This window comes from Catenuloplanes indicus (assembly GCF_030813715.1).
GTDB lineage: Bacteria > Actinomycetota > Actinomycetes > Mycobacteriales > Micromonosporaceae > Catenuloplanes > Catenuloplanes indicus.
This window is the reverse complement of record NZ_JAUSUZ010000001.1, coordinates 7,167,750-7,186,672: the sequence shown is the minus strand read 5'-3', so window position 1 is coordinate 7,186,672 and position 18,923 is coordinate 7,167,750. Positions and strand designations below refer to the sequence as shown.

19 protein-coding genes are annotated in these 18,923 nt (G+C 71.9%); all 19 read right to left on the bottom strand.

Annotation, left to right across the window (positions count from 1 at the left end; all coding sequences use genetic code 11):
- Positions 1–13 precede the first annotated feature (13 nt).
- A complete protein-coding gene (secF, locus tag J2S42_RS32655; protein WP_307245401.1) occupies positions 14–1,171 on the bottom strand; it encodes a protein translocase subunit SecF in 1,158 nt (385 codons plus the stop codon).
- Between the two features lies 1 nt (position 1,172).
- Positions 1,173–3,101, bottom strand: a complete 1,929-nt coding sequence (secD, locus tag J2S42_RS32650; protein WP_307245399.1) for a protein translocase subunit SecD — start codon at positions 3,099–3,101, stop codon at positions 1,173–1,175.
- 162 nt (positions 3,102–3,263) lie between these two features.
- Entirely contained in the window at positions 3,264–3,626 is a 363-nt protein-coding gene (gene yajC, locus J2S42_RS32645; RefSeq protein ID WP_307249162.1) for a preprotein translocase subunit YajC, read from the bottom strand.
- 199 nt (positions 3,627–3,825) lie between these two features.
- Entirely contained in the window at positions 3,826–4,872 is a 1,047-nt protein-coding gene (gene ruvB, locus J2S42_RS32640) for a Holliday junction branch migration DNA helicase RuvB (RefSeq protein ID WP_307245397.1), read from the bottom strand.
- Positions 4,869–5,471, bottom strand: a complete 603-nt coding sequence (gene ruvA / locus J2S42_RS32635) for a Holliday junction branch migration protein RuvA (protein ID WP_307245395.1) — start codon at positions 5,469–5,471, stop codon at positions 4,869–4,871. The genes ruvB and ruvA overlap by 4 nt, the downstream gene beginning before the upstream one ends.
- Positions 5,468–6,025, bottom strand: coding sequence for a crossover junction endodeoxyribonuclease RuvC (gene ruvC, locus J2S42_RS32630; RefSeq protein WP_307245394.1), 558 nt, complete (start codon positions 6,023–6,025; stop codon positions 5,468–5,470). Before ruvC ends, ruvA begins: the two co-directional genes overlap by 4 nt.
- Before the next feature lie 83 nt (positions 6,026–6,108).
- The gene (locus tag J2S42_RS32625) at positions 6,109–6,723 is read right to left on the bottom strand and encodes a TetR/AcrR family transcriptional regulator (RefSeq protein WP_307245392.1); all 615 of its coding nucleotides are present in this window, start codon (positions 6,721–6,723) and stop codon (positions 6,109–6,111) included.
- 158 nt (positions 6,724–6,881) lie between these two features.
- On the bottom strand, positions 6,882–8,453 hold the full coding sequence (locus tag J2S42_RS32620) for an MFS transporter (RefSeq protein WP_307245390.1): 1,572 nt from the start codon (positions 8,451–8,453) through the stop codon (positions 6,882–6,884).
- A gap of 110 nt (positions 8,454–8,563) precedes the next feature.
- On the bottom strand, positions 8,564–9,682 hold the full coding sequence (locus J2S42_RS32615; RefSeq protein WP_307245388.1) for a DUF1996 domain-containing protein: 1,119 nt from the start codon (positions 9,680–9,682) through the stop codon (positions 8,564–8,566).
- Positions 9,683–9,774: 92 nt separating this feature from the next.
- Entirely contained in the window at positions 9,775–10,434 is a 660-nt protein-coding gene (locus J2S42_RS32610; RefSeq protein WP_307245386.1) for a LuxR C-terminal-related transcriptional regulator, read from the bottom strand.
- Entirely contained in the window at positions 10,431–11,603 is a 1,173-nt protein-coding gene (locus J2S42_RS32605) for a sensor histidine kinase (RefSeq protein ID WP_307245384.1), read from the bottom strand. Before J2S42_RS32605 ends, J2S42_RS32610 begins: the two co-directional genes overlap by 4 nt.
- Complete coding sequence (locus tag J2S42_RS32600; RefSeq protein ID WP_307245381.1) at positions 11,600–12,070, bottom strand: hypothetical protein; 471 nt, start codon at positions 12,068–12,070, stop codon at positions 11,600–11,602. The genes J2S42_RS32605 and J2S42_RS32600 overlap by 4 nt, the downstream gene beginning before the upstream one ends.
- Before the next feature lie 603 nt (positions 12,071–12,673).
- Positions 12,674–13,429, bottom strand: coding sequence for a YebC/PmpR family DNA-binding transcriptional regulator (locus tag J2S42_RS32595; protein ID WP_307245379.1), 756 nt, complete (start codon positions 13,427–13,429; stop codon positions 12,674–12,676).
- A 26-nt stretch (positions 13,430–13,455) separates the two neighbouring features.
- A complete protein-coding gene (gene pdxT, locus J2S42_RS32590) occupies positions 13,456–14,061 on the bottom strand; it encodes a pyridoxal 5'-phosphate synthase glutaminase subunit PdxT (protein ID WP_307245377.1) in 606 nt (201 codons plus the stop codon).
- Entirely contained in the window at positions 14,058–14,969 is a 912-nt protein-coding gene (pdxS, locus tag J2S42_RS32585; RefSeq protein ID WP_307245375.1) for a pyridoxal 5'-phosphate synthase lyase subunit PdxS, read from the bottom strand. Before pdxS ends, pdxT begins: the two co-directional genes overlap by 4 nt.
- 490 nt (positions 14,970–15,459) lie before the next feature.
- Positions 15,460–16,053 (bottom strand): LemA family protein, encoded by a 594-nt coding sequence (locus J2S42_RS32580; protein WP_307249160.1) that lies wholly within the window; start codon positions 16,051–16,053, stop codon positions 15,460–15,462.
- Between the two features lie 5 nt (positions 16,054–16,058).
- Positions 16,059–17,201, bottom strand: a complete 1,143-nt coding sequence (locus J2S42_RS32575; protein WP_307245373.1) for a glycosyltransferase family 4 protein — start codon at positions 17,199–17,201, stop codon at positions 16,059–16,061.
- 11 nt (positions 17,202–17,212) lie between these two features.
- Positions 17,213–18,109 carry a phosphatidylinositol mannoside acyltransferase gene (locus J2S42_RS32570; RefSeq protein WP_307245371.1) on the bottom strand — a complete coding sequence of 299 codons (897 nt, stop codon included), beginning with the start codon at positions 18,107–18,109 and terminating at the stop codon, positions 17,213–17,215.
- Positions 18,106–18,738, bottom strand: a complete 633-nt coding sequence (gene pgsA, locus J2S42_RS32565) for a phosphatidylinositol phosphate synthase (RefSeq protein WP_307245370.1) — start codon at positions 18,736–18,738, stop codon at positions 18,106–18,108. The genes J2S42_RS32570 and pgsA overlap by 4 nt, the downstream gene beginning before the upstream one ends.
- Positions 18,739–18,923: the final 185 nt, after the last annotated feature.

The window sequence follows — 18,923 nt, the reverse complement described above, 5'->3', positions numbered from 1 at the left end:
TCAGCGTTGCGCGTCAGCCGCGGCGCTTGGCTCCGGTGTTGCCGGGGCGGTTGCCGCGGTTGCCGGTGTTCGGCCGCTTGGTGTTCGGCCGGGCGCCGACCCGCGGCGTGGAACCGGCCAGCGCGTGCTCCGCGTCCGCCGGGACCGCGTCCGTGCCGGACTCGGCCGCACGGTTCGCCAGGGAGGCGCGGCGGGCCAGCACCCGCTGGTTGTGCACCTTGATCCGCGGCTCGAGGTTCTTCAGCGCGACCAGCACCGGCGTGGCGAAGAACAGCGAGGAGTAGATCGCCAGCGCCATGCCGACGAACAGCACCAGGCCCAGGTCCTCCAGCGTGCGGGCGCCGAACACGCCCGCGCCGATGAAGAGCAGGCCACCGACCGGCAGCAGCGCCACCAGCGAGGTGTTGATCGACCGCATCAGCGTCTGGTTGATCGCCAGGTTGGACGCCTCCGCGTACGTCTGGCCGCTGCCCGCGGTGATGCCCCTCGTGTTCTCCTGGACCTTGTCGAACACCACGACCACGTCGTAGAGCGCGTAGCCGAGGATGGTCAGGAAGCCGATCACGGTGGACGGCGAGACCTCGAAGCCGACGATCGAGTAGACGCCCGCGGTGAGCACCAGGTCGAGCAGCAGCGAGACGACGGCCGCGACCGCCATCCGCCACTCGAACCGGAGTACCAGGTAGAGCGAGACCACGGCGAGGAAGACCAGCAGCGCCAGCACCGCGCGCTCGGTCACGGACGCGCCCCAGGCACCGGAGACCCGGCTGTCCGAAACCTGCGCCAGGTCGACGCCGAGCGACTCCGCGACCGAGTTCTTGATCTCGATCGACTGCTCGGCGGTCACCTCACCGGTCTTGATCAGGATCGTGCCGGTAGCGGCGTCACCCACCTGCTGCGACGACTCGACCTTGACGTCCTCCGCGCCGACCTCCTCGATCGCCCGGGTCACGGCGTTGCCGGCCTCGTCGATCGTGGCGCTGGCGGCCGGCACCTGGAACTCGGTGCCGCCGGTGAACTCGATGCCGAGCGTGAAGCCACGCAGCGCGAAACTGCCGAGCGCGATCAGCACACCGACCGCGGCGATCGCGAACCACATGTTGCGCCGGCCGATGATGTTGAGGCCGGCATCGCCCCGGTAGAGGCGACTGGCAAGACCTTCCTTGGCCATGTCAGGCCTCCTTCACACGCGACGAGCGCGGCTTGACGGTGTCGGTGGCGGCCGGCTTCTCCTTCAGGACCCGGCCCAGGCCGCTGACCCGCGGCGAGAGGAACGCCCGGGTGCGGGCGAACATGGTCATCACCGGGTGCCGGAAGAGGAACACCACGATCAGGTCGAGCAGCGTGGCCAGACCCAGCGCGAACGCGAAGCCCTTCACCTGGCCGACCGACACGATGTAGAGCACGACCGCGGCCATCAGGGAGATCGCGTTGGCCGAGATGATCGTCCGGCGGGCGCGGGTCCAGGCCCGGCCGACCGCGCTGCGCGGGCTGCGGCCCTCGCGGATCTCGTCCTTCAACCGTTCGAAGTAGATGATGAACGAGTCGGCCGCGACACCGAGCGACACGATGAAGCCGGCGATGCCGGCGAGGGTCAGCGTGAAGCCGATCTGCCGGCCGAGCACCACCAGCGCGCCGTAGGTGAGCAGCGCGGACAGGATCAGGCTCAGGAAGATCACGGTGCCGAGCAGGCGGTAGTAGAAGAACGCGTAGATCGCCACCAGCAGCATGCCGAGGCCGGCCGCGAGCAGACCCGCGCGCAGCTGCTCCGCGCCGAGCGTGGCGGAGACGTTCTGCGCCTCGTCCGCCTCGAAGGTCAGCGGCAGCGCGCCGTAGCGCAGCTTCGACGCCAGCTCGTTGGCCGAGGCGGAGTTGAAGCTGCCGGTGATCTGCGAGTCACCGGTGAGCACGGCCTGGATCTCCGGCGAGGAGATGACCTCGTTGTCCAGCACCACCGCGACGCGGCAGCGGCTGCCGTCGCCGAGCGCGGTCTGGTCGCAGGCGCCACCCTCGTTGTTGTACGCCTCGCGGGTCAGCGCGGTCCACTTCTCCTGGCCGTCGCCGGTGAAGTCGAGGCTGACCACCCAGTCGCCGGTCTGCTGGTCGAGCACGCCGCTGGCGCCCTCGACGTCGGTGCCGAGCACCTTCGCCACGTCCAGCAGGTACTTCGCGCCGGCCTCACAGGCCACCGCCTGCGACTTCTCGTCGACGATCGAACCGGCCGGGCGGGCGTCCAGCATCGCGCAGCTGATCTGCGGGACGTTGAACTGCATGGCCGGCTCGAGCGCGCGGACCTCGGTCTCCGGGTCCAGCGTGGCGAACGGCGCCAGCGTGGTGGCCAGCGTCGGGTCGGTGGTCAGGTCGGCCACGCCCTGCAGGCCGGACGCGGCGGCCCAGGCGGCCTCGCCCACCTTCTTCTGCACCTCGGCCCGGATCGCGGCCACGTCCGTGCTGACCGGCGCGGGGGCGGCCGAGCCGCTGGCGGCCGGCGACGGCGTGCCGCTCGCGGCACCGGACGGGGCCGGCGTCGGGGTGGCGGTCGCCGCCGCGCCACCGCCCTGGCCACCGGTGCCGCCGCTGGCGGACGGGCTGGGGGTCACCGCGGCCCCGGGCGACTGGCTGGCCGCCGGGGAGCCGCTGGCACCGGGCGACGGCGTCGCGGTCGGGGTCTCGGACGCCGCCGGTGCGACGCCGGAGCCGTCCGTGGCCTTCAGAACCTTGCGGAACCGCAGCTGCGCGGCGTCGCCGACCTGCTTGAGGTCGTCCCGGTTCTCACCGGCCAGCGAGATGACAATGTTCCGGTTGCCCTCGATCACCACCTCGGCCTCCGAGACGCCGAGCGCGTTGACGCGGCTCTCGATGATCTGACGGGCCTCTTCGAGCTGCTCCGCCGGCGGGTCCGATCCGTCCATGGTGGTGGCGGTGTACGTGACCCGGGTGCCGCCGATGAGGTCCAGACCCAGCTTGGGCTCCAGACGCTCGGCGAGGCTCGACTTGCCGGGAACGCCGACGAAGAAGACCATGAGGAAGAGGACGACGAAGATCAGGCCGAGCACGGCAAGTTGCCGCCCGGGGCGCATCTGTCCCTGAGGTGGTGCCACGGCTGTTGGGTTCCTTTACGGGCCTGGAGGCCGCCGGGTGGGGCGGCTGGGTTGGAGCGCCGACGCGAACCGGCGAGGAGCGTGATGGTGTACGAGAAGCGCCCGGTTCCGGGCACACCTCGCGCGATTATCCAACAACTTCAATGACCCTTTGTGAAGGGGTCACTCCTTGACAACGTCCTTGCTGTCCATGGAGGCACGCTTGGTCTCGGCCGGGGTCTCACCGGCCGCGACCACCGGCTCCTCCGCGGCCACGGCCTCGTCGGTCACCGGCGCGTCCGCCTTGGTGACGACGCGCGCGATCGCCGGGCGCGCGAAGCGCAGCAGCACGTCGTCGTACGCCTCGATGGTCACGGTGTCGTCGTCGTAACCGGCCACCACGCCGTGCAGGCCGCCGATCGTGACGACCTCGTCGCCGATGCCGAGCTCGCTCTGCATGCGCTCGGCCTCGCGACGGCGCTTCTGCTGCGGGCGGATCATCATGAAGTACATGACGGCCATCAGGCCGACCATCATGAGGATCATCGTGAAGCCGCCGCCGGAGCCGCCCGTCGCCTGCTGCGCGAAATTGTGGGTATGCACGCTGAGACCTTCCAGCTGATGGTCTGCCCGGGAGCCGGCTGAGCGCGGGCGAGGAGGCAGATTAATGTCTATCGGATCGCGGCGAGTGTAGCCCCTGTGACTGAAAACTCCGAGCAGGGGCGTGCGGTCCGTTGATCCACGATTACTCACCGCCTCGCGAGAAAAGATCGGGCTGACCGGGCAGAATCGGACCCGGCGGCGTCTTGCCGAGGTGCCGCCACGCCGCCTCGGTCGCGACCCGGCCGCGCGGCGTCCGGGCCAGCAGCCCGGCCCGGACCAGGAACGGCTCGCACACCTCCTCGACCGTGTCCGGCTGCTCACCCACGGCCACGGCCAGCGTCGAGAGGCCGACCGGCCCGCCGCGGAACGACGTGACCAGCGCGTGCACGACCGCCTTGTCCAGCCGGTCCAGGCCGAGGTCGTCGACGTCGTACACCTTGAGCGCGCCCTTCGCCACGTCGTGCGTGATCACGCCGTCCGCGCGCACCTCGGCGAAGTCGCGCACGCGGCGCAGCAGCCGGTTCGCGATGCGGGGCGTGCCCCGGGAGCGGCGGGCGATCTCGGCCGCGCCGTCGTCCGTGATCGGGATGCCGAAGATGCCGGCCGAGCGGCGGATCAGCGCCTCCAGGTCGGCCGCGTCGTAGAAGTCCAGGTGCGCGACGAAGCCGAACCGGTCGCGCATCGGTCCGGTCAGCAGGCCGGACCGGGTGGTCGCGCCGACCAGCGTGAACGGCTCCACGTCCAGCGGGATCGCGGTCGCGCCCGGCCCCTTGCCCACCACCACGTCGACCCGGAAGTCCTCCATCGCGCTGTAGAGCAGTTCCTCGGCCGGCCGCGCGATGCGGTGGATCTCGTCGATGAACAGCACGTCGCCCTCGGACAGGCTGGTCAGGATCGCGGCCAGGTCGCCGGACCGCTCGATCACCGGGCCGCTGGTGGTGCGGATGCCGACGCCCAGCTCGGCCGCGACGATGTTGGCGAGCGTGGTCTTGCCGAGCCCGGGCGGGCCGGAGAGCAGGATGTGGTCCGGCGGCGTGCCGCGGCCGAGCGCGCCCTTCAGCAGCAGGTCGAGCTGGTCACGCACCCGGTGCTGCGCGATGAACTCCTCCAGCCGCTTCGGCCGGACGCTGGCCTCCGCCTCCCGCTCGCTCGGGTTCGCGTAGGCCGAGACGACGACGTCGTCGTTCATCGCGTCTTGCCCAGCAGGCGGATGGCCTGCTTCAGCAGCTGCGGGACCGGCGGTGTGGGACCGTCGACGGTCTCCGCGACCATGGCGACCGCCTGATCGGCCTGGCTCTGCGTCCAGCCCAGCCCGGTGAGCGCCTGCGCGACCTGGGTCTGCCAGGCACCGGACGTCGGTCCGGTGACGCCGTCCGCGCCGATCGGCAGCGGCCCGATCCGGTCGCGAAGTTCCAGGACCAGGCGCTCCGCGCCCTTCTTGCCGATACCGGGTACGCGGGTGAGCGTCGCGGTGTCGCCACCGCCGATCGCCTTGCGCAGCACCTCCGGCGTATGCACCGCGAGCGCGGCCTGGGCCAGCCGCGGCCCGACGCCGGACGCGGTCTGCAGCAGCTCGAACAGGTGCTTCTCGTCGTCGTCCGCGAAGCCGTAGAGCGTCAGCGAGTCCTCCCGGACCACCAGCGAGGTAGCCAGCCGGGCCTCCTCGCCGAGGCGCAGGCCGGCGAGCGTGTTCGGGCTGCACTGGACGGCCATGCCGACGCCGCCGACCTCGATCACGGCGGCGTCCGGCGCGACGGCCAGCACCTTCCCCCGGACGCTGGCGATCATCTGGAGCCCCTTCGTTGCTGGATTCTGGCCTTCTGCACCGCGGCCTCGATCTTCGCGGCCGCCGCTGCCACGCGCGCCTTCGTCCCGCCGCGCCAGATGTGGCAGATGGCGAGCGCGAGCGCGTCCGCCGCGTCCGCGGGCTTGGGCGGCGCGTCCAGCCGGAGCAGGCGCTGCACCATGGTGATCATCTGCGCCTTGTCCGCGACGCCGGAGCCGGTTATCGCGGCCTTGACCTCACTCGGCGTGTAGGTCTCCACGGAAATCCCGCGGCGCGCACCGGAGAGCACGGCGACCGCGGAGGCCTGCGCGGTGCCCATCACGGTGCGCACGTTGTGCTGCGCGAAGACCCGCTCGACCGCGACGCTCTCCGGCGCGTACTCCCCGACCAGCGCGTTCAGCTCCGTCTCCAGGCGCAGCAGCCGGTGCGGCAGCTCGTCGGACGTGTCCGTGCGGACCACGTGGTACGCCACCAGCGTGCACGGCCGGCCGGGCACGCCCTCGACCACGCCGACGCCACATCTGGTCAGGCCCGGGTCGATGCCGAGCACCCGCACGCGCCCACCCCTCCCCGAAGCTCGGCCGCACATCTGTTCGACACCTTAGCGCTGCCGGTTTTCCGTGGGCGCGGCGACACACCTCAGGCCTTGATCGCCTTCATCACCATGTCGATGACCTGGTCCGGTACGGCGTCGTTGTCCAGTTTCGGGCTCCAGTGCAGCATCCGCTGCATCAGGACCGGTCCGGTGACCATCAGCAGGGTGAGCTCGATGTCCAGGTCGGCGCGCAGCTCGCCGCGCTCGACGCCGCGGCGCAGCACCTGGCGCATGACCTGCCGGCGCGGCTCGACTATCTGCTGGTACCGCTCGTACTGCTCCGGGGAGCGCATCGCCTCGGGCACCAGGCACGGCATGATCTGCGCGGCGCGCGGGTCGCGGTTGCGGGCGATCGAGCGTGCCAGCGTCAGCAGATCCTCCCGGACGCTGCCGGTGTCCGGGTCGGCCGGCGGGGCCTTGAGCCGCAGCAGCGCGTCGCGGAGCAGCGTCTCCTTGCCGGCCCAGCGGCGGTAGATGGTGGCCTTGCCGACGCCGGCCCGGGCGGCGATCGCCTCGATGGTCAGCGACTCGATGCTCATGCCCTCGGCGAGCAGGTCCAGCGTGGCCTCGATGATCGCCTCGTCCGCCCGGCTGCTCCGCGGACGGCCCGGCGCGCGCTGCTCGGGAGATCGCGGCGCCTCCGGCGCGGTGAGTGTCATGTCCCCATTCTCCTTGATCTTGATCTGATCGACCAGCGCGGGCCCGCGACCCGGCCGGTCGCGGATCCGCAGCCTCGTCCGGGAGCCGGTATCGACGTGCGTCCGGGCGGCGCTTGGGCCTCACCGCCGCCCGGCATCCCCACGTCTCGATGCCGGCTCTACGCCTCGAGCAGCGCGGCCGCCTCGGGAGCGCGCTCGACCCGCGACTCCGGCGCGTTCTTCTCCCGGCCCGGCAGCCACCGCAGCGCGATGAGCGCGCCGATGAACACCACGACGGCGCCGATCAGCGCGGAGGTGTGCACCGCGTTGATGAACGCGTCGTTCGCGGCGGTGACCAGCGGGGCACCCTGCGGGCCGGCCTGCGCGGCGACCGCGTACGCGCCGGCGATCGACTCGGACGCCGCGTCGCGTGCGGTCTCCGGCAGCGCCGTGACCGCGTCGGCCACCTGGCTGCGGTAGACCGCGGCGAGCACGGAACCGAGCACGGCGATGCCGAGCGCGACCGAGACCTGCCGGATCGTGTTGCTGATCGCGGAGCCGACACCGGCCTGCTCGCGCGGCAGCGTGGACATGATCGCCTCCATGGCCGGCGGCATGATGTTCGCCATCCCGGTGCCCTGTAGGAAGAACAGCGCCGCGACCACCCAGATCGGGGTGTCCGCGCTGATCAGCATGAAGCCGAGCAGCGACAGGCCGACGATCGCCAGGCCGGTCGCGGAGACGGCCCGGCCGCCGAACCGGTGCACCATCGCGGCGCTGCGCGGCGCGAACGCCAGCTGCGCCACCGCGAACGGCAGGAGCAGCAGGCCGGTCTGCAGCGGCGAGTAGTCCCGGACCAGCTGCAGGTAGAAGCTCATGAAGAAGAACGTGCCCATGCTGGCGAAGAAGACCAGGCCGATGGACGCGATCGAGGCAGAGAAGCGGCCGTTGCGGAACAGCTTGACGTCCAGCGAGGGGTAGGCGTACCGCCGCTCCCAGGCCACGAACCCGGTCAGCACGGCCAGGCCGGCCACGATGAACGCCCACACCGCGGGCTGGTCGAAGCCGTTCTCGCCACCGTCGATGATGCCGTAGACCAGCGAGGTCAGGCCGACCACCGAGAGCAGCACGCCGACCAGGTCGAGCCGGCCCGGGTGCGGGTTGCGCGACTCCGGCACCAGCACCGCGATCAGCACCATGCCGAGCAGCACGATCGGCACGTTGATCAGGAAGACCGAGCCCCACCAGAAGTGCTCCAGCAGGAAGCCGCCGAGGATCGGGCCGATCGCGACCGCGAGGCCGACCGAGCCGGACCAGAGGCCGATCGCCTTGGCGCGCTCCCGCGGGTCGAACACGACCGAGATGATGGAGAGCGTGACCGGCATGATCGCCGCGCCGCCGAGACCCATCAGCGCGCGCATCGCGATCAGCTGCTCCGGGCTCTGCGCGTACGCCGAGGCCAGCGAGCTGAGGCCGAAGACGAACAGGCCGGCCATCAGGAACCGCTTGCGGCCCCAGCGGTCGCCGAGGATGCCGAAGCTGAACAGCAGGGCCGCGAAGACCAGCGTGTACGAGTTGACGGCCCACTCGAGCTCGGCCTGGGTGGCACCGAGGCCCTCGCGCGGGTCGGCGAGCACGCGGATCGCGACGTTGAGGATCGTGTTGTCGAGCACCACGACGAGCAGCGAGATCACGAGGACGCCGAGAATGGCCCAGCGCCGCGGGTGACCTGTGTTGGTCTGCGGATCCATCCGCGGTCCCCCCAAGGACGATTTACGATACGGAACGGTCCCGTATCCGTCAGCGAGACTACGCTTCGCCTTTGCGATACGGAACCGTTCCGTTTCTTAAGTGTCCCCGGTCACGGCTTGTGCTGGTCGTACCCCACGCCGTTGCACTGCCGGCCACCGTTCACGCAGTGCTTGATCAGCTCGACCTGCCGCGCCTGGTCCCAGCCGTTCACGAAGTCGTAGTGGAACGTGTTCGGCGCGCCGGACGACAGCGTCAGCCCCTTGGTCACGCCGCCGGGCAGCTTGTACGGCACCTTCATCTCGAACATCGGCAGCGGCACCGGGTGGCTCGGCGTGCACTTCCCACGGACCGGCCACGCCATGTGCGACTTGTGGTCGGCCGTGTCCAGGTGCTTGCCGTCCCAGCAGCTCGGCGCCTTGTACCGGACGATCAGCGACGAACCGTCCGGGCACGACGCCGGGATCGTGGTCAGCGTCTGCCCGCCGCAGCTCCAGGTGCCCGCGAACTGCTCACCGGCGGGTGCCTTGGCGTTGCCGACCAGCAGCCGGAACCCGGCCGGGAAAGCCTGCACGGTCCGGTAGTCGTCCACGCCGGACTTGTAGTAGACCGTCACCTGCTGCGGCGTCAGCGGCTTGCCGTTCTGCAGCAGCGTCGGGAACCAGTACGCCGACCCGTCCTTCGGGTCCTGGCACGAGGTCTTCCCGCCGACCAGCTTCTCCGGCGTGCTGAACGCGTCCGTGCTGGGATTGCCGACGAACGTGTGGTCGTGCGACGCGTTGGGCAGCCCCGGGAAGACGATCGGGTCGTCCCCGCGCCGGTGCGTCATCGTGCAGTTCGCCGCCAGCTCGCGGTACTGCGCGCGCGGCGGCGCGTCACTGAACGACGGCACGCTCACCGGCGTGGTCACGGTGGGCTCGGCCGCGGGCCGGGTCGCGCTGGGCGCCGGCGCCGCCGAGGTGGCCGCCGCGGTCGGGGTGGCCGCGGCCGGCGCGGACGCCGAGGGCGTGCCGGTGGCCGGTGCGCACGGCGGCATGGTCAGCCCGGCCTGCGCGGCCGGTGTGGCCAGCTGCTCCGCGTACTCCGACGGCATACAGGTCGGCAGCACCAGCGCGGGCGCGGACGAACCGCCCGCGGTCGGCACGGTGGTCACGGAACAGGCGCTGACGGCCAGCGCCAGCGCCGCGACCGGCACCAGGCTGAGGCCTCTGGGTAGGCGGTGGAGTTTCACGGCGTCCTTCCGGCGATGCGGTTCATCACGTGCTCGCCAGCACGCTAGAGCCGCCGCGGCCGGTTTTCCTGAGCCGAAAGTCCCAGCCGGTGCTACTGCCGGCCGGTCCAGCGGAGCACGGCCTCGGTGCGGTTGCGGACGCCGAGCTTGGTGAAGACCGCGTGCAGGTGGTTCTTGACGGTCTTCTCGGTGAGCCGGAGCCGCTCGGCGATCACCACGTTGGCCAGCCCCTCCGCGACCAGGTCCAGCACCTCGCGCTCGCGGGGCGTCAGGCCGTACCGTCGCCGGATCTCCCGATGCCGTTGATCTGCTCTCGCCCCGGCCTCGGCGGCCTCCTGGGCCCGGCGCAGCGCCTCCGCGGCGACGGTCGCGGCGGCCGGGGAGAGCCAGCTCCGGCCGGACGCGACCACGGTCACCGCGCGCACCAGCTCGGCCGGGTCGAACTCGCCGTGCACCAGGTATCCGCGGGCGCCGCCGCGCAGCATCTCGCTCACCACCGTGCCGGCGTCCTCGCTGGTCAGCGCCAGCACCGCGGTGATCCGGGCCAGCTCGGCCACGATCGACAGGCCGTCCGCGACCGGCATGCGGTAGTCGAGCAGCGTCACGTGCGGCCGCAACCGGCGCGCGGCGGCCAGCGCGGCGCGGCCGTCCCCGGCCTCGCCCACCACCAGCACGGTGCCGGACGCGTCCAGGTGCGACCGCAGCGCGTCCCGGACGATCGGATTGTCGTCCACCACCAGCACCCGGATCACGCGGAGACCTCGGTGGGCAGCGGCGCGCGGACCCGCAGCAGCGAGCCGCGGCCGAGGGCCGAGCGGACCTCGACCGCGCCGCCCACGCCGGTCGCACGCTCGTGGATGCCGACCAGGCCGAGGTGACCGGCCGCGCGCAGCTCGTCGAGGCCGCCGGCGGAGAAGCCGACGCCGTTGTCCGCGACGGTGAGCTCGACCGCGCCCGGCTCGCCGATCAGCTCGACCCAGACCGTGCTCGCGCGGGCGTGGCGTTCGACGTTGGTCAGGCCCTCGCGCAGGATCCGGAGCAGCTCGTACCGGGTCTCCAGCGGCGGGTCGACGTCGTCGATCCGGGTACGGACCGGTACGCCGGTGCGCAGTTCCCAGTCGCGGCAGGCGCGGGCCACGCCGAACCCGAAGTCCTGGCCGGGATCGTCCGCGCGCAGGCCCTCCATCAGCTCACGCGCCTCCCGCGCCGCGACCTCGGCGCCGCGCGAGACCGTGTCGGCCAGCTGCTCGGCCAGCGCGGGATGGCGGCGCAGCGACTGCGGCAGCGCGACCGCGGCGAACGAGACCCCGCGCAGCGTCTTCGCGACCGAGTCGTGCAGCTCCCGGGCCAGCCGGGCACGCTCGGACGCGGCGGCCGACCGCTGCGCGGACGCGACCACGGCCACGGTCAGCTCCACGTACCGGACCAGCGCGGCGGTCGCCACGGTCGCGCCGACGCCGGCCAGCAGGCCGAGCACCGGGAACGCGGCGACGAACGCGGTCACCTCCGGCGACGGGCGGCTCTGCCGGAGCAGCACCGCGGCGGACGCGAAGCCGAGCGCGGCGTGCACCACCCACAGCGGCAGCGCGCGCATGCCGAGCAGCGCACCGGCCAGCGCGGCCGCACCGGCCGAATAGCAGAAGAACGCCGTGCCGCCGCGACTCAGCGCCAGCACGCCACCGGCCACCAGCAGGTCCGCGAGCAGCGCCGGCCACGGGGACCGGACCAGTGCCGCCGCGCGGCGGGTGAGCACCGCGACCTGCACCGCGGTCGCGGCCACCACCAGCACGATCACGGCCGGGACCCGCCACCGCTCCTCGATCAGCAGCAGCCCGGCCGCGGCCGCGGTGATCGTCACGACCGCACGGCCGAGCAGGACCGCGCGGGCGATCGCGGCCGGCGCGACGAGCTGCCCGCTCACGGCGCCACGAACGCGACGTCGTCGATGAAGAACCGGTACGCGTTCGGCACCGCCTCGGTGGCGATCTCCACGTCGATGCGCCGGATCGGCCCGCCACCGGGCAGCAGATCGGCGACCGGGACGGTGAACGGCACCCACTCGTCGACCGGCGCGTTCAGCGTGGCCGGCCGGTCCGTGGCGAACTCGGTGGTCGGCGAGAGCGCGAGCCGGGCGACCGTGCCGTGCAGCCGCCCGCCGTAGATCCGCAGCTTGAGCACGGTGCCGTCGGCGACGGTGAACGGCTCGGACGCGACCAGCGAGACCGAGGCGGTCTTCTCCTTCGGCTCGACGCGCAGCGCCACGATCTCGGTGCCGGGCACCAAGCCGGCGGGTACGACCTTCACCCCGACGCCCTCGGCGGACCAGCCGGAACCGAGCGCGGTGGTGTAGACCGCACAGGCCGGCCGCGGCGAGGCACCGGCGTCCACGCACCGCGCGGGGCCGGGGGGCGGGCTCGGGCTGGGGCTTTCACTCAGGCTCCGGCTTTCGCCGGGGCTCGGGCTGGGGCTCGGGCTGGGGCTCGCGGCCGGTGCTGGGCTCTGGCTCAGGGTCACCGGTGGTGCCGATGCCGCGACGGGAGCCGAGGGCTCGCCGGGCGGTGCGATCAGGGGTGGCACTCCCACGGCGATCACGCCTACCGCGACGGCGAGTGCCGCGTATCGGCCCCACCGCGGCCCGGCCACCGCCACGTCTGCCTGCACGCCTCGCCGCCTCGTCACTCGTGCGCGGCCCGGAGTTCCGGGATCAAGCGGGATCTTAGTGCGATGAACGCAAGCCCGGCGATTCGTCCGCCGGCACCGAAGCGGCGAGCGCGGCTCGCTGAATCCCGGAAGCTCGCGGCAGGCCACGCTGACCCCGAAGGCTCCATGAACACCGACATTGCGGGGCGCGGGATGCCCGGATGAGCAATCGTGGGCCAGGTCTGCGCGCCGGTCCCGCAACATCGGGCTGGACCTGCGCCGCCCGGCCGGCAGTGGCGGGAGACGACAGATCCCCCCGGCGCGGGCGCCGAGGGGATCTCCGCGGGGCCGTCACGCGTCGACGGCGGCCATGACCTCGTCGGAGATGTCGAAGTTGCCGAAGACGTTCTGGACGTCGTCGCAGTCCTCGAGGACGTCGATGAGCTTGAAGATCTTTCGGGCGCCCTCCTCGTCGAGGGGGACGTTGACGGAGGCGACGAAGTTCGTGTCGGCCGAGTCGTACTCGATCTTGTTGTCGGTGAGTGCGGACCGGACCGCGGGCATGTCGGTCGGCTCGGAGACGATCTCGAAGGCCTCGCCGAGGTCGTTGACCTCCTCGGCACCCGCGTCGATCACGTACATGAGCAGGTCGTCCTCGGTCAGGCCGTCGGTCTTCGGGACGATCACGACGCCCTTGCGGGAGAACATGTACGCCACCGAGCCGGCGTCCGCCAGGTTGCCGCCGTTGCGGGTCAGCGCGGTGCGGACCTCGGTCGCGGCCCGGTTCCGGTTGTCGGTCAGGCACTCGATCAGCAGCGCCACGCCGTTCGGGCCGTAGCCCTCGTACATGATCGTCTGCCAGTCGGCGCCGCCGGCCTCGAGGCCGGAGCCGCGCTTGACCGCGCGGTCGATGTTGTCGTTCGGCACCGAGCTCTTCTTCGCCTTCTGGATGGCGTCGTAGAGCGTCGGGTTACCGGCCGGGTCGCCGCCGCCGGTGCGGGCGGCGACCTCGACGTTCTTGATCAGCTTGGCGAACATCTTGCCACGCTTGGCATCGATGACGGCCTTCTTGTGCTTGGTGGTTGCCCACTTGGAGTGGCCGGACATCACATGCCTCCCGTAGTCGTCTGCGTCTAGCTCGCCCGCACCATCTCGACGAACGCGTCGTGCACTCGGAGATCACCCGTGAGTTCCGGATGGAAGGCGGTGGCGAGCAGGTGCCCCTGCCGAACCGCAACAATCCTACCGGCGGCCGGACCGGACGTGACGCGGCCCAGCACCTGCGCCGCCGGGCCGACCTCCTCGACCCACGGCGCACGGATGAAGACCGCGTGGAACGGGTCGCCGTCGATGCCCGCGATCTCGACCGCGGCCTCGAACGAGTCGACCTGCCGGCCGAACGCGTTGCGGCGCACCGTCATGTCGATCCCGCCGAACGGCGGCCGGTCCGGCCGGCCGTCCAGCACGGTCCCGGCCAGCATGATCATTCCGGCGCACGACCCGTACACCGGCATGCCGTCGTTGATCCGTTTCTGTACGGGCTCGAAGAGCCCGAACTCGGCCGCGAGCTTGGCGATCGTGGTGGACTCGCCACCCGGGATGACCAGCGCGTCGACCGAGTCGAGCTCAGCGGGACGGCGCACCGGCCGGGCGAGCGCGTCGCACTCGGCCAGCGCGGCCAGGTGTTCGCGGACGTCGCCCTGCAGCGCGAGGACGCCGATCGTCGGGTCGCCGTTCACCAGCCCCGCTCCTGCAGGCGGTGCGGCACCGGGATGTCGTCGACGTTGATGCCGACCATGGCCTCGCCCAGACCACGGGAGACCTTCGCGATCACGTCCGGGTCGTCGTAGAACGTGGTGGCCTTGACCACCGCGGCCGCGCGCTGCGCCGGGTTACCGGACTTGAAGATGCCGGAGCCGACGAAGACACCCTCCGCGCCGAGCTGCATCATCATCGCGGCGTCGGCCGGGGTCGCGATGCCACCCGCGGTGAACAGCACGACCGGCAGCTTGCCGGTCTCGGCGACCTCCTTGACCAGCTCGTACGGCGCCTGCAGCTCCTTGGCCGCGACGTACAGCTCGTCCTCTGGCAGCGACGTGAGGCGCTTGATCTCGCCGCGGATCCTCCGCATGTGGGTGGTCGCGTTGGAGACGTCGCCGGTGCCGGCCTCACCCTTGGAGCGGATCATGGCGGCGCCCTCGGTGATCCGGCGCAGCGCCTCGCCCAGGTTGGTGGCGCCGCAGACGAACGGCACCGTGTAGGCCCACTTGTCGATGTGGTTCGCGTAGTCGGCCGGGGTCAGCACCTCCGACTCGTCGATGTAGTCCACGCCGAGCGCCTGAAGCACCTGCGCCTCGACGAAGTGCCCGATCCGCACCTTCGCCATCACCGGGATCGACACGGCCGCGATGATGCTCTCGATCATGTCGGGGTCGCTCATCCGGGAGACGCCGCCCTGCGCCCGGATGTCCGCGGGCACCCGCTCCAGCGCCATGACCGCGACCGCGCCGGCATCCTCGGCGATCTTCGCCTGCTCCGCCGTGACCACATCCATGATCACGCCGCCCTTGAGCATCTCGGCCATGCCGCGCTTCACCCGCGCGCTGCCGACAACGGGCTGACCTGGGTTTTCCGGGTTCTCGGACACGGAACGCTCCTCGAGAGTGAGATCGACCCCGCGACGGTACGCCCGAGTGGCCGCCCAGCCGATGTCCAATCAACCCTCAGGTGGCCTGCAAACCCGGCCGGGATCGGCAGCCACAGTTCCGGCATGTCGATTTCGTCCGAGCCACCGGCCGCCGATGCCGCCCACGAGAATCACGACGCACGCGACCACCGAAGGCTCAGCGCCCCACCGCGGCACCGGCGCCACCGCAGCGAACGCACCCACCGGGTCGCGCGAGCCGCGCGGCCGCCCGAGCCGTCAGGGCGCCCACGCCGGGCCGGCCACCCACGCCGCGCGGGCCGCCGGGCCAGGTATACGTGCTCAGCGCCTTGGCGGGAATGGGCAACAGAATCGGGAGCAGGCGATAGCACCACGCCGGAAGCGGCACTTCGGTTCAGCCCCGAGGCGGCTCGGCTTCCGCCGGAGCAGGTGAGCCGCGCTCTCCGCCGATGAGCGGAGACATCGCCCTTCATCACCCCTTGACGGGCGACGACGACGGCGCTTCGCGGGGGGTGAGCTGGCGGGGTGGCTCGGTCAGTGACGGCGTCAGCGTGGGCTCGTCGATGTCGAAGTAGCGCGGGCGGTCGTGGCCCCGGGCCATGCCGAAGACCCGGACCAGCGGCCGGTCCCGGTTGATCAGCGCGTCCCGGACCGAGTCCGTGTAGACCTGGCGGGCGAGCGCGACCCGGCGGCTGGCCGCCACCACCGGCTCTGCCGTGGCCAGGTCCGCGCTGGGTGCGAGGCGGCGCAGCTGGCGGGTGAGGTCGTTCTCGGCCGCCTCGCGCTCGCCGGAGTCCGCGCCGGCGCCGAGCCGGGGGTCGCCGCCGTCCAGCCGGGAGCCGGCGTCGAGCGCGATCCGGGCGGCGGCGTAGAGCTCGACCGCGTCCATCTGTTCGGCCAGCACGGCCGCGGCCGCGGCGCGGCGGAGCAGGTGGGCGTCGAGTGCGGCGGCGGCGGACGTGGCGCGCGCGTGCAGGCGTTCGACGCGCCGGTCGGTCCAGATCAGGTAGGCGGCGAGCAGCGAGACCACGACGGCCGCGCCGACCCACCACCACATGCCTGGCATCGTAGTCATTCGATCACCTGCGGTGCTTCCAGGACACGGCCGTCCGTGGCCTCGATCGCGGTCTCGTAGACCTCCAGCACCCGGCGGGCCACCGACGGCCAGTCGTAGGCGGCGACCGCGCGGCGGGCCAGCGCGGACAGCTCGGCGCGGCGCTCCGCGTCGTCGAGCAGCCCGGCCAGCGCGTTCTCCAGCGCGGCCACGTCGCCGACCGGGAACAGCACGGCGGCGCGGCCGTTGTCCACCACGCGGCGGAACGCGTCCAGGTCGCTGGCCACGATCGCGGCCCCGGCGGCCATCGCCTCGGTGAGGATCATGCCGAACGACTCACCGCCGGTGTTCGGCGCCACGTAGACGTCGACGCTGCGCAACATGCGCGGTTTGTCCTCCTCGGACACCATGCCGAGGAAGCACACCCGATCATGAAGCTCCGCCGGGATGGTCTCCAGCAGGTCCGATCCGTCGCCTGGGCCGGCCACCAGCAACCGCAGGCCGGGCCGCGTCCGGGCCAGCGACACCCACGCCTGGCGGAGGATCGGGAAGCCCTTGCGCGGCTCGGTGAACCGGCCCAGGAAACCTATCGCGCCGCCGGGGCCGGGCCAGCCGTCGAGCGGCACCGCGTCCGCGAACTTCGCCACCGCGACGCCGTTCGGGATCTCCACGGCGCCGCCGTCCAGGTGCTCGACCTGCACACGGCGGGCCAGCGCGCTGACCGCGATCCGCGCGGTCACCTTCTCCAGCACGATCTGCAGCGCGCCCTGCACCGCGGCGAGCGCACGGGACCGGGTCATCGCGGTGTGGAACGTGGCCACCACCGGGCCGTCCGCGCTCAGCACGGCCAGCAGCGACAGGCTCGGCGTGAGCGGTTCGTGCACGTGCAGCACGTCGAAGTGGCCGCGGGCCAGCCAGCGCCGGACCCGGGCCGTGGAGACCGGGCCGAACGAGATCCGCGCGACCGACCCGTTGTACGGCAGCGGGACCGCCCGCCCGGCCGCGACCACGTACGGCGGCAGTGGCGAGTCCTCGTCCGCCGGGGCCAGCACGCTGACCTCGTGACCGAGCCCGATCAGCGCCTCGGCCAGGTCCATCACGTGGTTCTGCACACCGCCCGGCACGTCGAAGGAGTACGGGCACACGATGCCGATCCGCACTCGTACCTCCCTCAGGCCAGTGCTTGCGCGGGTTCGTCCACCCACACCCGCTGCAGCATGTGCCAGTCCTCCGGATGCTCGGCGATGCCGGCCGCGAGCCGGTCCGCGATCTCCTGGGTCAGGAACCGCACCTTCTCGTCAAGCGTGCCCTCGGCCGGCACCGGGATCGGGCCTACCAGCCGACCGTGGGCGATTCCGTCCGGATCGTTCCACATCTGCACCACGTACAGCGGCGCGCCGGTCCGCACGGCCAGCAGCGCGGGACCGCCGGGCATCTTCGCCCGGCCGCCGAAGAACGTCACCTCGATGCCGCGCCGGGACAGGTCCCGGTCGGCCAGCAGCGGGACGACGTAGCCCGCCGAGAGCTTCTCGGCCAGCAGGTCGAGCGGGGACCGCTCACTGCCGCTGGTCGGGATGATCTCCATGCCGAGCGCCCGCCGGAACGCGAGGAACTGCTGGTAGACGCCCTCCGGCTTGAGCCGCTCGGCGACGGTGATCAGCTTCCAGCCGTGCGCGACCGCCCAGGCACCAGCCGCCTCCCAGTTGCCGCCGTGCGGCAGCGCCAGGATGACGCCGTTGCCGGAGGTCGCCTCCCGGGCCAGGTCCTCGAACCGGTCGAACCTGAATCGCCTCCGGTGCTCCTCGGGGGTACGGGTGTGCAGGCGGAACGTGTCCGACCAGTACCGCGCGTAGGAGCGCATGCCCTGCTTGACCAGGTCGTCGAGCGCGGTCTCGGAGAGCTCCGGCCGGACTCGCCGCAGGTTGGCCCGCAGCCGTTCGACGCCCTTGCCGCGCTTCTTCGCCGCACGGTCCGCGCCCGCGTGGAAGAGCGCGATCGCGGCCCGCTCCGGCAGCCACTGAACGATCTTCCACCCCGCCCGGTAACCGAACTCCACCAGGCCGCTCATGCGACCGGCTCGCGCAGTGCGGCCTGGTCCTGCTTGTAGACGTGCCGCATGCGCTGCCAGGCCGTGATGATGGACAGGGCCGCCAGGATCCACAGCACCGCCTGCATGCCCCAGAGCACGCCGAACGCGGTGGTCAGCGCGCCGATGCCGATGCCGATCAGGCGCTCCGCCCGCTCGACGATGCCGACGTTGCAGTCGAAGCCGAGACCCTCGGCACGCGCCTTCACGTACGACACGACCATGCTCGCGACCAGGCAGACCAGCGCGACGGTGGCGGTGACCCAGTCGCCCTCCTTGCCGAACCAGTACACCAGCACGCCGAAGATCGCGGCGTCCGCGATCCGGTCCATGCTGGAGTCGAGGAGCGCGCCGAACTTGCCGTTCGGCCCCGCGCGCAGCCGGGCCATCGTCCCGTCGATCAGGTCGGTGAGGCAGAAGAGCGTGACGACGATGCCGCCGAGGAGGAAGTGGCCCTGGACGCCGAAGAAGACGGAGCCGAAGACCACGCCGATCGTGCCCGTCACGGTGACCGCGTTGGGCGTGACGCCCAGCCGGAGGAGGGCACGACTGACCGGTTCGATGAGATGAGCCATCCCGGCGCGCGCCGAGACCGAGAGGATCTTTGCCATGGCCGTCCCACCATAGCGGCGCGTCGCTGTGCGCGACACCGCACGCGCGGATAGCCGACGCAGCGTCACGGCTTGCCACGGACCTATCACATCAGGCAACGTGACCGGCATCACCTTGCGAAACTTCAGGTTACGGGCGGCGTTGGGGGATCATCGCCGACGCCTCTACGCGACGGGGCCAGGAA